Source organism: Salinisphaera sp. (assembly GCF_002729955.1).
Taxonomy (GTDB): Bacteria; Pseudomonadota; Gammaproteobacteria; order Nevskiales; family Salinisphaeraceae; genus Salinisphaera.
This window is the reverse complement of sequence record NZ_PBYA01000004.1, coordinates 22516-39974: the sequence shown is the minus strand read 5'-3', so window position 1 is coordinate 39974 and position 17459 is coordinate 22516. Positions and strand designations below refer to the sequence as shown.

The window sequence follows — 17459 nt, the reverse complement described above, 5'->3', positions numbered from 1 at the left end:
TGGGCTGCAGACGCAGGATATGGTCTGGATCGGGCTCGGTCTGGTGGGCCAGGCGTTGTTCTCGGCGCGTTTTATCGTCCAGTGGATTGCCAGCGAGCGCCGCCGGGCAAGTCATGTACCGGTGGCGTTCTGGTATCTGAGTATCGCCGGCGGCATCACCTTGCTTGGCTATGCGGTCTATCGGGCCGATCCAGTGTTCATTCTCGGCCAGAGTACGGGCGTGTTCATCTATGCCCGCAACCTGTTTCTGATTCGCCATGCGCAGTCGCAGCCTGTATCGGCCGAGGGCTGATATGCAGCGGTCGCGCTTGGAAACGCTGCTGGCGGTGCTACTCATCAGCGTGCTCGGACTCGCCACCGCCGGCCGCGGCATGAACGACATTCCGCTGGAAAGCCATGAGATCTATGTGGCCCAGACCGCCGAGAACATGCTCGAAAGCGGCGACTGGCTGGTGCCACGACTTAACGGCGAATATCGCTTGACCAAGCCGCCGTTGAGCTACTGGCTGGTGGCCGGCGCAGCGGCGGCACGCGGGCATACGCAGGTAGGCCCGGCGGTGGCGCGCCTGCCTTCGGTGCTCGCACTCGTGGGGATCGCGCTGCTCGCTGCCTGGATCGGCACGCGGCTTTTCGATAGCCGCACGGGCTGGCTGGCCGGGTTGCTCTGCGTGGCGTCGTTTTCGGCCTTCAAATATGGCCACAACGCGCGGCCGGACATGCTCTATGCGTTCTGGACAACAGCGGTCCTGGCGGTCTGGCTTGGCCTGCGTCAGGTGCCACCGTACGCCGCGCGCTACCGGGCCTGGGCCATGTGGGGACTGTTCGCGCTGGCGACCCTGACCAAGGGGCCACAGGCGCCGGCCATCATGCTCGGCGGCGCCGTCGTGTACGACGGACTTGTCGGCAGCGGCTGGCGCGCCGTATGGCAGCGGCTGCACGTGTTAGCGGGCCTGGCGATCGTGGCCGCTATCGTCGTGCCCTGGTATGTGCTGCTGCGCGCGGCGATTGGCGCCACTACGCTGGCCGATTCGCAGGTCTCCGGCGCGTTGTTGAGCGTGGATATCACGCGCGTCTTCTCGCCGTTCTATTTCCTGCGCACGCCGTTGCTCTGGCTGCCATGGACGCTGCTTCTGCCGGTGGCGGGCCTGCAGATATGGCACGACCGACGGGGCGCCACCGGGCTGCTGGCCTTCGGCGTGCTTTTTGCCATGGTGGTCTTCACGCTCGGCCCGCAATATCGTGAAATCTATATGCTGCCCTGGCTGGCGCCGGCGACGGTGGTAGTCGCGGCAGCGCTCGTTCGCCAGCCGTGGGCCCGGCCGGCCCTGGCGTTGGTGTTCGTGGTGGTCGTCGCGGGCCTGGGCTGGCTGCTCTACCAGAGGGGTCCGGCAGGTCTGGCGAGCGTGCTGGTCGCACTTGTTGCGCTGGTCGCTGCCGGCCGTGCGCTGTGGCAGCAACGAACGGCTCGCAGCGCGGGTTTGATCGCCATCGCGTTTGCGATCGGCCTGTTTCAAGGTGGGGCCGTGCCGAAACTGTGGAGTAGCCAGCGTTACGAGGAGCTCGCCTTCACCCGGGATCTGGCCCGTGTGATCGATTCCGACACGCCGGTCGTGGTGTGGGATATCGATGCCGCGCATTATTCCTATTATCTGGGCCGGCCCGCACGCGGTTTCGAGGCGCTGGATGCGGTCTGCGACTGGATCGGCAGCCAACGCCGCCGGGTTGTACTCGTCTATCCGCAATCACGGCGCGCCGAACTCGCCCGACGTATGGCGCTCGACGCAGTGCTCGACGCCCGCGATTCGGAGTTCCAGGCGAGCTGGATAGCGGCCGGCGGCGGCTGTTCGGCCGTAACGAACGCGGGGAGTTGAAGCGTGTATATCCTAATTGTTGAAGACAGCGACGATCTGGCCGCCAATATCGGCGAATATTGCGAGGAGCGCGGCGATATCGTCGACTATGCCGCGGACGGGCTCACCGGGCTGCATCTGGCGGCGGTCAATCGCTACGATGTTCTGGTTCTGGATCTGAGCCTGCCTGGGCTGGATGGTCTGTCGCTGTGTGAGCGCCTGCGTCTGGATGCCGGCAACAACGTGCCCATTCTCATGCTCACGGCCCGGGATACGCTCGACGACCGCCTGACCGGCTTCGAGACCGGGGCGGATGACTATGTCACCAAGCCTTTTTCGTTGCCGGAACTGCATATGCGGCTCAAGGCGCTGGTACGGCGCGCCGCCGGCGCCAGCGAGCAGCTGAGCGTGGCCGATCTGGTGTTCGATACGCGCAGCCTGATCGTGCGCCGCGCCGGCCGACGCCTGGAACTCACGCCCACCGGCATGCGCATGCTCGAGCTGCTCATGCGGGCATCGCCGGCGGTGGTGCGTACGGCCACCGTCGAGCGCGTAGTCTGGGGCGACGACCCGCCCGATAGCGAGGCGGCGCTGCGCGGGCATATCCATCAGTTGCGGGCCATCATCGACAAACCGTTTCCGCAGAAGCTGCTCAAGACCGTGCACGGCATCGGCTATCGGCTCGCCGACGATGACAAGCTTTAGTTTCCGGCCCGGGCTGCGGCCGCGCATTCTTCTCGCCACCCTGGTGCCCGTGCTGGTGGTGCTGGGCGGCATGATCTATGCCGTATCGTCGTTTCTGGAAGTGCTCGAACACGACATGACCCACGGCCAGCTCGCGCGAGAGCTGGACCGGGTGGATGCACTGTATCGACGCGACCCGCAGCTGCTGGATCTGCTCGGGCCGAACCTCGAAACATACGTCGTGCCCAGGGGCGAAACCGACGGCCTGCCGGAGAGCGTGAAGTCGATTGCCAGCGGCCAGTCGCACGAGGTCTGGCTGCCGGGCGCGGCTTACGAATACCAGGCAACCCGCCGCGACATCGGCGACCACAGCCTGTATGTACTGCTCGATCTCACGCCCGAAGAACGCCTGGAGAAGGAATTGATCGGCGTGGCCTGGATCGCCGGTCTGGGGGCGATGTTTCTGGCCGTACTGGTGGCCCTGTGGCTATCGCATGTGGTCATGCGTCCGGTGCGGCGGCTGGCTCATCGCGTGGGCGCGATCGTGCCGGGTGAGCAGCGCCCGGATCTGACCCCGGCCACCGGCGATCGCCAGCTCAATATCATCGTCGAGGCCTTCGACGGCGTGCTGGATCGTTTTGATGCCTTCGTCGCCCGCGAACAGGCCTTCACCGAAGATGCCAGCCATGAGCTGCGCACGCCGTTGGCGACGGTGATCAGCTCGCTGGATCTGATCGTGGAAGACCAGGATCTGTCGGCCAAGTCGCAGCGGCGTCTTGCACGGGCGCGGGCCGCGGCCGCGCGCATGCACGAGCTCATCGAGGCGCTGCTGCTGTTCGCGCGCGAGCAGGGCAGCGAGGTGTTCGATACGCCGGTCAGCCCGGTCGTGCGCGAAGCCATTGCCATGCAGGGGCATATTTTTTCGGCGCAGAGGGCGGGCGCGATCGCGTTCGAGGCCGAAACCGAAGTCCATGTGAATGCGCCGGCGAGCATGGTGCTGTCGGTGGTGAACAACCTGCTTCGCAATGCCATCGAGCATGGCAACGGCTCGCATATCGATGTGCGCCTCGACGCCACGGGGCTGAGCATTCGCGATCATGGGGCAGGCATCGCCCCGGCCGCCCTGTCGCGTCTGTTCGACCGCCGTTTCAAGGGCGAGCACAGCCGCGGCCAGGGCCTGGGACTGTATCTGGTCAAACGCATCAGCGAACGCTTCGGCTGGCGGGTCGAAGTGGAGAGCAGCGTCGGCGCAGGCACCGAGTTCATGCTTCGTTTCGGTGCTTGAAAGCGGTGGTGAACCCGGGCGCCGAGATAACGAAATAACAACGCCAGCGCGATCCGTGGCACACATGGAGCAGCCCATGCTCGACGGCGAAATTCATCGTCTACGAGCGTTGCCATGGTGTCTGGGTCTGTTCGTTATGCAAGACAATTCGGCGCATGGCTGCAAGGGCTGCCGCGCCCGACCAGCAGCGTCCCGGGACTGACCCTGGCGGCCGCGGTATTCATTGCCGTATTTCTCAATACCGTGTTCTGGAAGACGGTGATCGCCGAAGCCGACATCGGCGTGGCGCGCAACCTGGGTTTCGGACTGGCGCTCGCGGCCGCCATGGTCGCATTTTTCGTATTGCTGATTTCGTTGTTCGGCCTGCGCTATGTGTTCAAGCCGGCGCTGGTCACGCTGCTGCTGGTGGGCTCGGCCGCCAGTTATTTCATGAGCACCTACGGCGTGGTCATCGACGACACGATGATCCACAACCTGCTGGAAACCGATCGCGGCGAAGCCTCGGGGCTGCTGAGCCCGGGGCTCGTGTCGCATCTGTTGCTGACCGGCATCCTGCCGGCAGTCGTGGTCTGTATCTGGCAGGTGCGCTATCGATCGTTCTGGCGCGAGGCGGGGCTGCGCCTGCTCACCGCGATCCTGGCCATTGCCGTGCTGGGGGTGAGTGTGTACAGCCATTACAAGGATTTCGCGCTCGTGCTGCGCCAGAACCGGGAACTGCGCTATCTGGTCAATCCCAGCTACCCGCTGTATGCCGCCGTCGAAGCCTTCACCCAGACCGCCGAGGCAGCCAATCGACCCATCGAATCGCTGGGGGTCGATGCCCGGCGCCCGAGCCCGGCCGGCACGCCGCGACGGGTGGTGATCGTGGTGGTGGGCGAGACCGCCCGGGCCGCCAACTTCTCCCTCGACGGCTATGCTCGACCGACCAACCCGCGGCTGGCCAGGCGCGATCTGGTCAATTTCACGCGTTTCAGTTCCTGTGGCACCTCCACCTCGGTTTCGGTGCCCTGCATGTTTTCGCGCCAAAATCGTCATGACTACGACGCCGGCGAGGCGCGTTATACCGAGGGCCTGCTCGACGTGCTCGCCCATGCCGGCGTGAGCGTGCTCTGGCGCGACAACAACTCGGGCTGCAAGGGCGTTTGTGCCCGCGTGCCCAGCGAAGATCTGTCCCATGCCGACGATCCGGCACTGTGCAACGACGAAGAATGCTTCGATGAAATCCTGCTGCGCGGTCTCAACGAACGTATCGCGGCAACGCAAGGCGACCTGCTCGTGGTGCTGCATCAAAAAGGCAGCCACGGCCCGGAATACTACAAACGCTATCCTCAGCGCTTCGCCCGGTTCAGGCCTGTCTGTGAGAGCAACCAGCCTCAGGACTGTGATCGCCAGGCGATCGTGAACGCCTACGACAACAGCATTCTCTACACCGATGCGGTCCTCGACGACGCGATTGCGTTATTGGCGCGCGATGCCCGACAGCGCAACGATGCCACGGCCCTGTTCTATGTATCCGATCATGGCGAATCGCTGGGCGAGGAGGGTCTGTATCTGCACGGCTTTCCCTATGCGCTGGCGCCTTCGTATCAGACCCACGTGCCGGCGCTGGCGTGGTTGTCGCCCGGCTTTGGTCTGCCGGCCGGCTGCCTGGCCGGGCTCGAAGACAACGATTATTCCCAGGACAACCTCTTCGATACGGTGCTCGGGCTGTTTTCCGTACAGACGCAGGTTTATCGGCCGCAAGAGGATATCTTTCGCCCCTGCCGGCCGCCGGTTGGCGAAAATCGACAGCCCGCGCATGGCTGAACCCACGGCCGCCCGGCGGGTTAGTCGACGAGTTCGAAGGTCACGCCCGCGCGTTCGTGCAGACGATCGATCAGGGCATCGCCCAGCAGGGTGGCCGGGGTCCAGAAGCCGCCTTCGGTTTCGCCACGCTGGCTCAGGCAGATCGCCGCCTCGGAGAGCATCTTGGAGGTCGAGCCATAGCCGGGGTCGCGGTCGCCCACCACCTTGGCCTTGAGTTTTTCGCCGGCCGCGGTGGTGCCGAACAGACGCATGTCGTAAAAGCCTTTCTCCTGCGCGCTCGGGCTCGGGCCTTCGCCCGGCTCGGGCAGTACGAAGCGTTGCAGCAGCGCACGCGTGGGCTTGATCGCCACGCCGACGAGAAAACCGCCCAGGCCCGCAGCCAGGCCGTAGGCGTTGAGCCGGCCCTTGGTGCCACGCCCGGTCATCATCGCCTCGTCGTACTTGAACTCGGCGCCGTAGGCCTGGCCCGACAGGGCGTTGCTGCGCTGAACCACGCGGGTGTTGCAGCTGGCCATGATGAACGGCGCGATCCAGCTGTCGGCATCCGGGTCGAACGATGCACCCTTGGGGTTGGGCTGGCGTACCTCGGGCCGATAGCCTTCGGGGCAGATCGAATACGGGTTGGCCAGCTGTTTGCGCAATGCCGGGTTGGCCCGCACTTCCTTGGCGAAGTTCACCAGACTGGCCACGGTGCCGCCCGAGAAGGTGCCGCGCATGGCCTTCACCCGCAGCTTCACCCGTGTGCAGGGCGCGCCGAAGCGCTCGCGGGCGTGGCGTTGCAGAAAATGCACGCCTAGATCCGACGGCAGGGAGTCGAAGCCGCAGCAGTTGACGATGCGTGCGCCGCTGGCCTGGGCGCGCTGTTCATATTTATCGAGCATGGCCGCGATCCAGTGCACCTCGCCGGTCAGGTCGCAGTAGTCGGTGCCGCTGTCGGCACAGGTGGCCACAAGGGTTTCGCCGTAGAGCGCGTAGGGGCCCACGGTGGAAATGACCACGCGGGTCTGGGCACACATCGCCGCCAGCGAATCCGCATCGTTGGCGTCGGCGACGATCATGGCCACTTCCGGGTTGCCGATTTCGCTACGCACCTGGCCGAGCTTGGCCTTGGAGCGCCCGGCCATCGCCCAGCGCACCTCGCCGTCGTCGCCGTAGCGCTCGGCCAGGTAGCGACAGGTCAGCTGGCCGACGAAGCTCGTCGCACCGAAAACCACGATATCGAAAGCAGGCGTATCCATAGCTGAGGCAACCGTTTGAACAGATCGCGCTAATCTACTAGACAACCTGCATTACCTGTCATGTCAGGCGTCGCTTGGCCGTCTGCCGTGCCTCGCGTAAGCTTGCCGCAGCCTCAATCCAGGGTCCGCCATGGTCTCTCAAGACGACTCCTCCGATCGCGCTGCGCGCAGCGCGGATAACGCCGCTGCCGATGACGATACGATCGACTTCGGCTATGAACGCGTCGCCCGCGGCGAAAAACAGGGCCGCGTGGGCGCGGTGTTCGATTCCGTGGCCGACAACTACGATCTGATGAACGACCTGATGTCCATGGGTATTCATCGGGCCTGGAAGCGTTTCACTCTGGAGCTGGCCGCCGTGCGCGAAGGCGAACGGGTGCTGGACCTGGCCGGGGGCACCGGCGATCTGGCGGCCGGCTTCGCGCGGCGCGTGGGCCCGAGCGGCCGCGTACTGCTCTCCGATATCAACGGCGCGATGCTCGCCAACGGCCGCGAGCGCATGCTCGATCGCGGCGTGGCTGGAAATATCGATTACTGCCTGGCCAACGCCGAGAAACTGCCCTTTGCCGACAACAGCTTCGACTGCGTGTCGATCGGCTTCGGCTTGCGCAACGTCACCGACAAGCCGGCCGCGCTCGCCGAAATGCAGCGCGTGACCCGTCCCGGCGGGCGGGCCATCGTGCTGGAGTTTTCCAAGCCGGCGGTGCCGGGTCTGGACAAGCTCTACGATATCTACTCGTTTTCCGTGCTGCCCTGGCTGGGCAAGACGGTGGCCAAGGACGAAGCTTCGTATCGGTATCTGGCGGAATCGATTCGCATGCATCCGGATCAGGGCACGCTTCAGTCGATGATGGAAACGGCCGGGCTTGTGCGCTGTGGCTATCACAATCTCACCGGCGGCATCGTCGCCGTGCACCGCGGCTATGCGCCATGACGGATTCGTCTTTTAGAAGCCTGCCCACCCCCGCGCTGGGCGCGGCCGAGATCGCACTCAATCGGTATCTGGGCCGCGATCCGCGTGCGCTGGCGCGCTGCGAAGATCTGGCCGGACGTTCGCTAGAGCTGCGCTTTTCCGATCTGCAGCTGCGGCTGGTGTTCATCGCCGAGGCGCACGGCATGCAGCTGCGCGGCGTGCCCGATACGCAGGCGGACGTTTGCCTGACCGGCACGTCGACCGCTTTCGGGCGCATCCTGTTTTCCGGTGGTCGTGAAGGTATTACCGGTGGTGGTCTGCGTATCGAGGGCGATGTGGGCGTGGCCCAGCGTTTTTCGGACCTGTTCGCCAGCGTGGATTTCGACCTCACCGATATCATCGATGCACGGCTGGGGCCGGTGCCGGCCTATTTTATCGGCCAGGGCATCAAGCAGGCCCGGGCGCTGTTTTCGCGCGCCGCGCGTGAATTTCCGGAACAGACGGCCGAATATCTGCGCGAGGAAACGCGCGACGTGATCGGGCCCTGGGAACACGAGAAGTTCGTGACCGAAATCGAAACCCTGCGTGACGACGTCGAGCGGCTGTCGGCCCGCGTGGCGCGTGCAAGCGAAGGAAGCCGCTGATGTTCGATCGCAGCCGGCGCATGCTGGAAATCATCCGTACGGCACGGCGGTACGGCCTGGGCGAACTCGCCGGCGATGCGGCGCCCACTTGGCTGGTGGGCAAGCCGCGTGCGTTCGACGAGCCATTGAACGTACGTCTGCGCCTGGCGCTCGAAGAGCTCGGCCCGGTGTTCGTGAAATTCGGCCAGACGCTGTCCACGCGGCGCGATCTGCTGCCCGAGGGCATGGCCGAGGAACTGGCCAAGCTTCAGGACGAGGTGCCGCCCTTCGAAGGCGCCGAGGCGCGACGCCTGATCGAGGCCGCCTATGGCCATTCGCTCGATCAGTTCTTCGAGTATTTCGAAACCGAGCCCATGGCCGCGGCCTCGATCGCGCAGGTGCATCGGGCACGTCTGCACGCTCGCGAAGGCGAAGCCGAGGGCCGTTCGGTGGTGGTCAAGGTGCTGCGCCCCGATGTGCACGAACGCATCGAACGCGACGTGGCCGTGCTCTACCGGCTGGCCGGGCTGGCCGCGCGTTTTCATCCCGAAGCCAAGCGCCTGCGCCCGGTCGAGATCGTGGCCGAGTACGACCGCATCATCACTGATGAGCTGGATCTCATGCGCGAGGGCGCCAACGCCAGCCAGCTGGGGCGCAACTGGGCCGGCTCGGATCTGATCGTGCACCCGGAAATCCATTTCGATTACAGCACCGAAACGGTGCTGGTGATGGAGCATATGCGGGGCGTGCCGATCGACGATGTCGACACGCTCAAGGCTGCTGGCGTGGACTTCAAGGTGCTCGCCGAGCGCGGCGTGGAAATCTTTTTCAAGCAGGTCTTTCGCGACAACTTCTTCCATGCCGACATGCACCCCGGCAATATCCTGGTGCAGCCGGAAGTACCGCATCGGCCGCGCTATGTGGGCCTGGACTTCGGCATCGTCGGTTCGCTGACCGTGGATGACCAGCGCTATCTGGCCGAAAACTTCCTGGCGTTTTTCAACCAGGACTATCGCAAGATCGCCGAGCTGCACGTGGAATCCGGCTGGATGCCGGCCGATACCAGCATCGAGGAATTCGAAGGCGCGATTCGGACCGTCTCCGAGCCGATCATGAACAAGCCGCTGGCCGAGATTTCCTTCGGCCTGTTTCTGGTACGCCTGTTCAAGATCGCGCGCCGCTATCGCTATCAGGTTCAGCCGCAGCTGGTGCTGTTGCAAAAGACCGTGCTCAACGTCGAAGGCCTGGGCCGCGATCTCTATCCGCAGCTCGATCTCTGGGCCACGGCCAAGCCGGTGCTCGAGGAATGGATGCGCCACCGCGCCAGCCCGCGCGTGGCCGGCGAGCGGTTGAAAAACCAGCTGCCGCAGATCATGGACAGCCTGCCGCGCATCGTGCCCACGCTCATGAAGCGTCTTGACGAAGGCACCAATCCGGCCGCGCGCGAACTCGAACGCGCGCTCACCGATATCACCCGCGAGCTGCGCAGCGCGCGCCGGGCCATGCGCTGGACGGTGGTCGGCACGGGGCTGGTCGTGTCCGGCGTGCTGCTGGTGATCTATCCGCCCGTGCCGCTGTGGGTGGGCATCGTCGGCGGTTTGGCCGGATTCGTCTGCTGGCTGCGGGCCTCGCGTGGCTAGTTTCCCTAGCTGAATGCCTGGATCGGCGCTGGCGGCGGGGCCGATCGACGACACGCTCTGGCTGCGCGTGGCGGATGCCATCGACCGGCCGATTCTGTTTCGCTGGCAGACTGAGGCGTACCGCGCGTATATCGAAACGCTCTGGGGCTGGGATGAAAGCTGGCAGCAGCGGGATTTCGAGCGACTGTTCGCTGCGCTCACGCCCCGGGTGGTCATGCAACGCACTGAAGACGGCAGCCGAGCGGTGGGCTATATCCAGACCCAGCGTCGAAGCCAGGCGCTGCATCTGGCCAATATCGTGCTCAGGCCGGGCAGCCGTGGGCAGGGCACCGGCACTCGTCTGCTGCGCCATATGCAAACGCAGGCAGCGCAGGCGCGCTGTGCGGTCACGCTCAAGGTGTTTCGCTGCAACGAGCGCGCACGGGTGTTCTATCAGCGGCTGGGTTTCGTGGAAACCAGTCGCAATCGAACGCACTTCGTGCTTCGCTGGGCACCGATCGGCATCGATGAGAGTTTGTGATGGGATGGCTGGATAGCACACGCCTGCAGGGCGAACACGTCGTACTCGAGCCGCTGGCGCACGAGCATGTCGATGCGCTGTGCACGGCCGTGCGCGATGGCGAAGCCTGGCGGCTGTGGGTGGCCGATGTGCCGAGCCCGCAGCAAATGCGTGCCTATGTCGAGACCGCGCTGGCCAGCACGGATCAGCGTGCGTTCGTGGTGCGCGAACGCGGCGGCGAGATCGTCGGCACCACGCGCTTTTATGGCGTGGATGCGGGCAATCGTCGGGCGTTGATTGGTTATACCTGGTATGCCGCGCGTGTACGCCGTACCGCCATCAACAGCGAAAGCAAGTATCTGCTGCTGTCGTATCTGTTCGACGATAACGAGGCCATCGCGGCGGAGTTTCGCACCCACAGCATGAATACCGCGTCCAGGCGGGCCATCGAACGGCTGGGCGCCAAGCAGGACGGGGTGCTGCGCAGTCACCAGATCCGTGCCGATGGCACCCTGCGCGATACTGCGGTCTACTCGATCATCACGCCCGAATGGCCGGCCGTACGCGCGAACCTGCGTTCACGCCTGGCCGGCGATGCCTGAGCACGCCGGCGCGACCGCGACAGGTTTGCAGAGCTTCCCTAGCGATTGCGCAGGATGTGCAGGCCCTTGAGCAGGTTGAGCGCTTCGTAGAGCGGATAGTCCGTCTGGGCAAGATCGCCGCTGCCGGCAGCATCCGAGGGGCCCGGCACGCGCTGGCTGTCGCGGGTGTCGTTGGACAGCGCGCCGGCCAGATCGGCCTCCGAGAAGGGCGTGACGTTGCTCGATTCCGCGGCGGTGACGTTGACGTTCTGTATGCCCACGTCCGGCTCGATGCCCTCGGCCTGAATCGAACGCCCGCTGGGGGTGTAGTAGCGCGCGGTGGTGAGCTTCAGCGCCGCTCCGTTGGCCAGCGGCACGATGGTCTGCACCGAGCCCTTGCCGAAGGTGCGATTGCCCATGATCACGGCCCGGTTGTCGTCCTGCAGCGCGCCGGCGACGATTTCCGAGGCCGAAGCCGAACCTTCGTTGACCAGCACCACGATCGGCGCGCCGTCGAGCATGTCGCCCGGGGTAGCGGCGAACTGTTGATCGGTGTTGGGTGCGCGCCCGCGAATCGAGACGATATCGCCGGCGTTGATGAAGGTATCGGCCACGTCCACGGCCGAGCTGAGCACGCCGCCGGGGTTGTTGCGCAGATCGAGCACGATGCCGCGCAGCGGGCCTTCGGCCTCGTCCTTCAGGTCGGAGATTTCGCGCTTGAGGCTGTCGCCGGTCTGGCTGGAGAACTGGGTGATACGCACATAGCCGTAGCCGCGGTCGAGCATGCGCGATTTCACGCTCTCGACGCGGATCACGGCGCGCTTGAGCGTGACCTTGAACGGCTCGTCGCGCTCTTCGCGCAGAAGGGTGAGCGTGACTTCGCTGCCGGCATCGCCGCGCATGGCCTTGACCGCGTCCATCAGGCTCATGCCCTTGACCGCCTGATCGTCGATACGAATGATCAGATCGCCGGCCTGGATATTGGCCTTGCTGGCGGGGGTATCGTCGATGGGCGCGACGACCTTCACGAAGCCGTTGGCCATCTGCACTTCGATACCGAGGCCGCCGAACTTGCCCGAGGTGGAGATCGAGATCTCCTTGAATTCCTCGGCGTTCAGGTAGGCCGAATGCGGATCCAGGCCGTCGAGCATGCCGCGGATGGAGTTTTCCAGCAGCGCCTGGTCGGAGACGTCCTCGACATAGCCCTGCTTCACCCGGTTGAGGATCTCGACGAACGTACGCAGTTCATCCAGGGGCAGGCCCTGGGACTCGACGCTGTCGTTGGTGTCGCCATTGCCGCGATCGGCCAGGCCGCCTTGGGCAACGCTCACGATCACGCCGATGACCACGCCCAGCGCAATCAGCAGCGAGCTGCGGGTTTTCGATCGCATGAATCCGGACTCCCTGGGACGACCCCACCCGCACGCGCGAACCGCGCGTCGATAATCAACGACAAATGCGGGAATAATGCAGCGGAAAAGATAGCATATCGTGGGCTTGTCCCGGTTGCTTCAGCCGGCCAGCCAGCTTGCCGGGTTGATCGGCGTACGTCCGCGGCGCAGCTCGAAATAGGCGCCGTCCTGACTGTGCCCGCCGCTGTGCCCGGCCTTGGCCACCGCCTGGCCCTGCTCGACACGGTCGCCGACTTCGACATACGTGCTCTCGGCATGGCCATAGAGCGTGTAGTAGTCGTTGCCGTGATCGACGACCACGATCAGGCCATAGCGGTGCATATAGCCCACGTAGACCACCCGCCCCGGCGCCACCGCGCGCACCGGCGTGCCGGCGGCCGCGCCCAGCCATTCGCCCTGCCATTTGAGGGGCCCGCCGGCCTTGGTGGTGCCAAAGCGCGCCAGCACCGGGCCGTCGACCGGCGGCTGCATGCGCCCCTTGAGCTGACCGAAGGCGGTATCGTCAGCCGGTTCCGGCGGCAGGTCCGACAGCTGGTTGCGCAGCCGGCCCATGAGGCTGCGCAGGCGTTGTTCGTCGGCCTTCATTTCCGACAGGGTGGCCTGCTTGTTCGATAGCTGGCTGTCGAGCGTGGCGATGGCCTGTTCGCGCTCGGCCTGGTTGGCCTTGAGGCTGGCCAGGGTCGACTCGCGTGCCTCGCGCTGGCGTGTGAGTTCGTCCTGTTCGTTTTCCAGCGCGTTCTGGCGCACGGCCAGATCGGCGAGCGCGCTGCGCAACGCGGTCACCTGCTCGGTGCGCGCGTTGGCGAAATATTCGTAGTAGACAAGCATCCGGCCCAGCTTTTCCGGCGACTGGCCCGACAACAGCAGGCGCATTTTGTCCATCTGGCCGCTGGCATGGGCCGCGCGCACCTGTTCTCGCAGGACGTCCAGCTGCTTGCCGAGATCCCGGCGTTCGCGGTCGCGGCGGCGGGTGAGATCGGCCACGCGCTCGCGCGCCTCGGCAATCTTGTCGTCCAGTTCGCGCAGGCGTTTGGAGGCGGCGCTGATATCGGCTTCGGCCTGGGCGAGCCGGCTCGACAGATCGCTGCGCTGGCTTTTGTCCTGGGCGATCTGCTGGCGCACGTTGTCGATACGATCGCGTAGCGCATCCAGCTCGGCGCGCGTGCTTTGCGAGCGCGCATCGCCGCTCTGGGCCAGCCCGGGGCTGGCCACAGCGAAAGCGAGCAGGCAGACGCCGGCAAGAACAACTACGCGCATGCGGCTAGTGTATGGGTCTGCTGCCAAGCCGTCATGCCCTGCGTGGCTCGCGGGGCAGGTCGTTATCACGGCACGCGCAGGTCGGGCCTGCCCTCGATTAACGCGGTCGTTCGTCGCCTTTGGCGGCGAGCGGAGCGCCCGGTATGCAATAATCGCGGCGCGACGCGCAGCTTGCGCATCTCTCGATCGTGAATTCACCGGCCCGAAGCGGCCGACTGGGACCGTACACGCCATGAGTCTGGAGCAGATACAGGAATTCATCACCAACCACCCCTATCTGTGGAGTGCGCTGGTTCTGGTGCTGATCGCGCTGGCGGTCAACGAGGCGCTGCGTACCGTCAAGGGACACAAGCCGATTCCCGCCAACGAAGCGGTGCGGTTGATGAACACCGAGGATGCGATCGTGGTGGATACGCGCTCGGCGGCGGATTTCAAGAAAAGCCATATCCTCAATGCCAAGCATGTACCGATGGCGGGCATCGAGGAACGCGCCAAGGAAATCAGCAAGAACACCGATCGTACGATCATCTGCTATTGCGGCATCGGCAACGTGGCCCCGCAGGCGGTGGCCAAGCTGCGCAAGCTCGGCTATACGCGGGCCTATGCGCTCAAGGGCGGCATCAATGCCTGGCAGGGCGACGGCATGCCGGTGACCAGCAAGTAGCGCTGGCCCGGGCGACAGTAATTCAAGGCAACGAGGAGGCGAGATGGCAGAGGACAACGGCCAGCAGGCCAGCGAAAACGGCGAAGCCCAGCGCCAGGTCGCGCTACAGAAGATCTATATCCGTGACGCATCCATCGAGGTGCCCAACGGCCCGCGCGTGTTTACCGAGCAATACCAGCCGGAGGTCAACGTCGACCTGAACACGCGTATCGAGAACCTCAGCCGGGAAACGCATCAGGTCACGCTCACGGTGACCGTCACCGCCAAGCAGGGCGAGCGCACTGCCTATATCGTGGAGGTGCAGCAGGCCGGCGTGTTCCAGATCGACGGCTTCGACGATGACGCCGAGCGTGGACATCTGCTGGGCGCCTACTGCCCGTCGATCCTGTTCCCCTATATTCGCGAAAGCGTGGGCGACATGGTGCAGCGCGCGGGTTTCCCGCATTTTCTGCTGCAGCCGGTCAATTTCGATCGGCTCTATGCCCAGCATCAGCGCAGCGAAGGCGGGCCGACCGAAGTCGGCGACGCCACGCATTAGGGCGTGGCGTCATGAGATATGACTATGACGACACGCCCTAACCCGTCATGAGCGCTGCGCGCGAAGCGACCGGCCGCTGTATCGCCGTTCTGGGCGCTGGCTCCTGGGGCACCGCGCTGGCTATTCAGCTCGCGCGCAACGGCAACCGGGTGCCGCTGTGGGCCCGCGACGGCGATGCCATCGCGGCGATGGCAGCCGACCGCGAGAACCGGCGTTATCTGCCGGGCTGCCCGTTGCCCGAGTCGCTCACCCCCGAAGCGGACATGACCCGGGCCGTCGAGGCTGCCGACGATGTGCTGGTGGTGGTGCCCAGCCATGCACTGCGCGAAACGCTTGAGCGCCTGGCGCCGCTTCTGGGCGAACAGCGCCGCGTGATCTGGGCCACGAAGGGGCTCGAGCCCCAGTCGGCCAAGCTGCCCGATCAGGTGGCTGCGGAAACGCTGGGCGCGGATCGGGTGACCGCTGTGCTCTCGGGGCCGAGCTTTGCCGGCGAAGTCGGCCAGGGCATGCCCACCGCCGTGACAATTGCCTCGCATGACGACGCCTTTGCCCGCGACATGGCCGGGGCGTTCCACGACGGCGTGTTTCGCGTATACACCACCCGCGACGTGATCGGTGTCGGCGTGGGCGGGGCGGTCAAGAACGTGCTGGCGATTGCCGTGGGCATATCCGACGGGCTCGGCTATGGCGCGAATGCGCGTGCGCTTTTGATTACCCGGGGCCTGTCGGAAATGATGCGCCTGGGCGAAAAGATGGGCGGCGAGCGCACCACCTTCACCGGCATGGCCGGGCTGGGCGATCTGTTGCTGACTTGCACCGACGATCAGTCGCGCAACCGCCGCATGGGCCTGGCCCTGGCGGCCGGCAACGATGTGGAAGGCGCACAGCGCGAGATCCAGCAGGTGGTCGAAGGCGTACGTGTGGCCCGGGAGGTCTATCGCATCGCCCAGCAGCTTGGCGTGGAAATGCCCATCGCAACACAGGCATTTCGCGTACTGCATGAAGACGTCGCGCCGCGAGATGCGGTGCGTAAACTGACGGATCGACCCTTCCGGTCCGAAAAAGACTAAAATATGACATTCGGCAATGGCGTGTCCTTGCCGTTGCGTGTTCCGTGACCGCACCAAGAATTCATCCAAAGACGACCGCGCCATGGCGAACTGGGTAACTTTCGGCCGTTTCCTGCTGCTTTTCGTGCTGCTGGGCATCATCTATTCCGGTGTGCCCGCACTGCAGCTGGTCAATGCGCCGCTGACCGTGTTCATCATCGCCCTCGACGGGGTCGATGGCTGGGTGGCGCGCAAGTACAACGAAGAGTCACTGTTTGGTGCGACCTTCGATATCGCCATCGATCGCATCGTGGAAACGGTGCTCTGGGTGGTGCTCGCCCATCTGGGCTTCATCGGCGTATGGATTCCGCTGCTGTTCATCATTCGCGGCAATCTGGTCGATGCGATTCGCAGCAAGGGCGCGGCCTCGGGCACGGCCGCCTTTGACATGATGCAGTCGCCGATCGGGCGTTTTCTGGTGGCCGGGCGCTTCATGCGTGGCTTCTATGCCGTGCTCAAGGCGGTGGCCTTTGCCTGGATTCTGTTCTGGCAGCCGTTTCCCTTCCTGGCGCCCGAGTTCTGGGCCAACTACGGCTGGTTCTGCGTGGGCGTGGGTACGGCGCTGGCCTGGGCCTCGGCGGCGATCTGTATCGCCCGCGGCCTGCCGGTCATCATCGAGTTCTGTGTCAACGAGCGGCCCGGCGCGCCGACGGGGCGTGGCTGATGCGTCTGGTCCTGTTCGATATTGACGGCACGCTCGTGCCGGGCGCGAGTTCCGAGGCCCGCTTTGCCCGCTATCTATGGGATCGCGGTGCGCTTGGCCTGCGCCAGCTCCTGGCATTTGCCTGGTTTTGCCTGCGCTACTTTCCGCGCTATGGCCGCCACGTCATGCAGAAGAACAAGGCCTACCTGAGCGGCCACGGCAAGGCCGAAATCGCGGCCCTGGCCCGCGACTTCGTCGCCGAGCGGCTGGCGCCTTCGCTGTATGCGCCGGCCGTCGAACGCCTGCGCGCCCATCAGGCCGCAGGTGATCGCGTCGCCCTGCTGTCCGGCACGCCCCAGTTCATTGCCGATGCGCTGGCCGACGCCCTGGACGTGGAATACGCCCATGCCTCGCTGTGTGCGGTCAGCGACGACCGCTACACCGGCGCACCGCCGGTACGCCATCCCTACGGGCCCACCAAGATCGATGCGGCCGAAGCGCTGGCCCGCCAGACCGATCTGCCGCTGGCCACGGCGGTTGCCTTTGGCGATTCGATCACTGACGCGCATCTGTTTCGCGTGGTCGAGGAGGCCGTCGCGGTACAGCCCGACAAGCGCCTGAGCGAAGCCGCCGAGGGCGCCGGTTGGGAAGTGATGCTGGATCGCATCACCGCGCCCGGCAAGGCCGATGCCCAGGAGCACGGGCCGCGCTACTGAT

At 65.2% G+C, this 17459-nt stretch carries 18 protein-coding genes; 15 read left to right on the top strand and 3 right to left on the bottom strand.

All coding sequences use genetic code 11. The annotated features are described in order from the left end of the window. The first annotated feature begins 19 nt into the window (after positions 1 to 19). The 5 genes from CMN27_RS00825 (at position 20) to CMN27_RS00805 (ending at position 5625) form a co-directional block, all read left to right on the top strand. Positions 20 to 292: a lipid-A-disaccharide synthase N-terminal domain-containing protein gene (locus CMN27_RS00825; protein WP_366515378.1), complete on the top strand. Its 273-nt coding sequence runs from the start codon at positions 20 to 22 to the stop codon at positions 290 to 292. 1 nt (position 293) lies between these two features. Next, positions 294 to 1871, top strand: coding sequence for a glycosyltransferase family 39 protein (locus CMN27_RS00820; RefSeq protein WP_293623499.1), 1578 nt, complete (start codon positions 294 to 296; stop codon positions 1869 to 1871). 3 nt (positions 1872 to 1874) lie between these two features. Next, positions 1875 to 2555: a response regulator transcription factor gene (locus CMN27_RS00815; RefSeq protein WP_293623498.1), complete on the top strand. Its 681-nt coding sequence runs from the start codon at positions 1875 to 1877 to the stop codon at positions 2553 to 2555. Beyond that, positions 2542 to 3819, top strand: a complete 1278-nt coding sequence (locus CMN27_RS00810) for a HAMP domain-containing sensor histidine kinase (protein WP_293623497.1) — start codon at positions 2542 to 2544, stop codon at positions 3817 to 3819. The genes CMN27_RS00815 and CMN27_RS00810 overlap by 14 nt, the downstream gene beginning before the upstream one ends. A gap of 114 nt (positions 3820 to 3933) precedes the next feature. Continuing rightward, complete coding sequence (locus CMN27_RS00805; RefSeq protein WP_293623496.1) at positions 3934 to 5625, top strand: phosphoethanolamine--lipid A transferase; 1692 nt, start codon at positions 3934 to 3936, stop codon at positions 5623 to 5625. A 20-nt stretch (positions 5626 to 5645) separates the two neighbouring features. Here the strand turns inward: CMN27_RS00805 and CMN27_RS00800 are convergent, their stop codons facing one another. After that, positions 5646 to 6863, bottom strand: coding sequence for a saccharopine dehydrogenase NADP-binding domain-containing protein (locus tag CMN27_RS00800; RefSeq protein WP_293623495.1), 1218 nt, complete (start codon positions 6861 to 6863; stop codon positions 5646 to 5648). Positions 6864 to 6993: 130 nt separating this feature from the next. On the opposite strand from CMN27_RS00800, the gene ubiE reads away from it, so the two are divergent. The 5 genes from ubiE to CMN27_RS00775 are packed head-to-tail and all read left to right on the top strand — an operon-like array spanning position 6994 to position 11140. Next, the gene (gene ubiE / locus CMN27_RS00795) at positions 6994 to 7797 is read left to right on the top strand and encodes a bifunctional demethylmenaquinone methyltransferase/2-methoxy-6-polyprenyl-1,4-benzoquinol methylase UbiE (protein WP_293623494.1); all 804 of its coding nucleotides are present in this window, start codon (positions 6994 to 6996) and stop codon (positions 7795 to 7797) included. Beyond that, a complete protein-coding gene (locus CMN27_RS00790) occupies positions 7794 to 8420 on the top strand; it encodes an SCP2 sterol-binding domain-containing protein (RefSeq protein ID WP_293623493.1) in 627 nt (208 codons plus the stop codon). The genes ubiE and CMN27_RS00790 overlap by 4 nt, the downstream gene beginning before the upstream one ends. Next, positions 8420 to 10039, top strand: a complete 1620-nt coding sequence (gene ubiB, locus CMN27_RS00785; RefSeq protein WP_293623492.1) for a ubiquinone biosynthesis regulatory protein kinase UbiB — start codon at positions 8420 to 8422, stop codon at positions 10037 to 10039. The genes CMN27_RS00790 and ubiB overlap by 1 nt, the downstream gene beginning before the upstream one ends. A gap of 13 nt (positions 10040 to 10052) precedes the next feature. Next, the gene (locus CMN27_RS00780; RefSeq protein ID WP_293623491.1) at positions 10053 to 10559 is read left to right on the top strand and encodes a GNAT family N-acetyltransferase; all 507 of its coding nucleotides are present in this window, start codon (positions 10053 to 10055) and stop codon (positions 10557 to 10559) included. After that, positions 10559 to 11140: a GNAT family protein gene (locus CMN27_RS00775; RefSeq protein WP_293623490.1), complete on the top strand. Its 582-nt coding sequence runs from the start codon at positions 10559 to 10561 to the stop codon at positions 11138 to 11140. Before CMN27_RS00780 ends, CMN27_RS00775 begins: the two co-directional genes overlap by 1 nt. A gap of 38 nt (positions 11141 to 11178) precedes the next feature. Here the strand turns inward: CMN27_RS00775 and CMN27_RS00770 are convergent, their stop codons facing one another. Then, positions 11179 to 12510 carry a S41 family peptidase gene (locus CMN27_RS00770; RefSeq protein WP_293623489.1) on the bottom strand — a complete coding sequence of 444 codons (1332 nt, stop codon included), beginning with the start codon at positions 12508 to 12510 and terminating at the stop codon, positions 11179 to 11181. A gap of 120 nt (positions 12511 to 12630) precedes the next feature. Further along, positions 12631 to 13788: a peptidoglycan DD-metalloendopeptidase family protein gene (locus tag CMN27_RS00765; protein WP_293623488.1), complete on the bottom strand. Its 1158-nt coding sequence runs from the start codon at positions 13786 to 13788 to the stop codon at positions 12631 to 12633. A 232-nt stretch (positions 13789 to 14020) separates the two neighbouring features. Here CMN27_RS00765 and CMN27_RS00760 point away from each other — a divergent pair, with 232 nt between their 5' ends. The 5 genes from CMN27_RS00760 (at position 14021) to CMN27_RS00740 (ending at position 17458) form a co-directional block, all read left to right on the top strand. After that, positions 14021 to 14452 (top strand): rhodanese-like domain-containing protein, encoded by a 432-nt coding sequence (locus CMN27_RS00760; RefSeq protein ID WP_293623487.1) that lies wholly within the window; start codon positions 14021 to 14023, stop codon positions 14450 to 14452. Positions 14453 to 14495: 43 nt separating this feature from the next. After that, complete coding sequence (secB, locus tag CMN27_RS00755) at positions 14496 to 14990, top strand: protein-export chaperone SecB (RefSeq protein ID WP_293623486.1); 495 nt, start codon at positions 14496 to 14498, stop codon at positions 14988 to 14990. 47 nt (positions 14991 to 15037) lie between these two features. Beyond that, positions 15038 to 16060, top strand: a complete 1023-nt coding sequence (locus CMN27_RS00750) for an NAD(P)H-dependent glycerol-3-phosphate dehydrogenase (protein WP_293623485.1) — start codon at positions 15038 to 15040, stop codon at positions 16058 to 16060. Between the two features lie 82 nt (positions 16061 to 16142). Beyond that, the gene (locus tag CMN27_RS00745; RefSeq protein ID WP_293623484.1) at positions 16143 to 16763 is read left to right on the top strand and encodes a CDP-alcohol phosphatidyltransferase family protein; all 621 of its coding nucleotides are present in this window, start codon (positions 16143 to 16145) and stop codon (positions 16761 to 16763) included. Further along, positions 16763 to 17458, top strand: a complete 696-nt coding sequence (locus CMN27_RS00740) for an HAD-IB family hydrolase (protein WP_293623483.1) — start codon at positions 16763 to 16765, stop codon at positions 17456 to 17458. Before CMN27_RS00745 ends, CMN27_RS00740 begins: the two co-directional genes overlap by 1 nt. Position 17459: the final 1 nt, after the last annotated feature.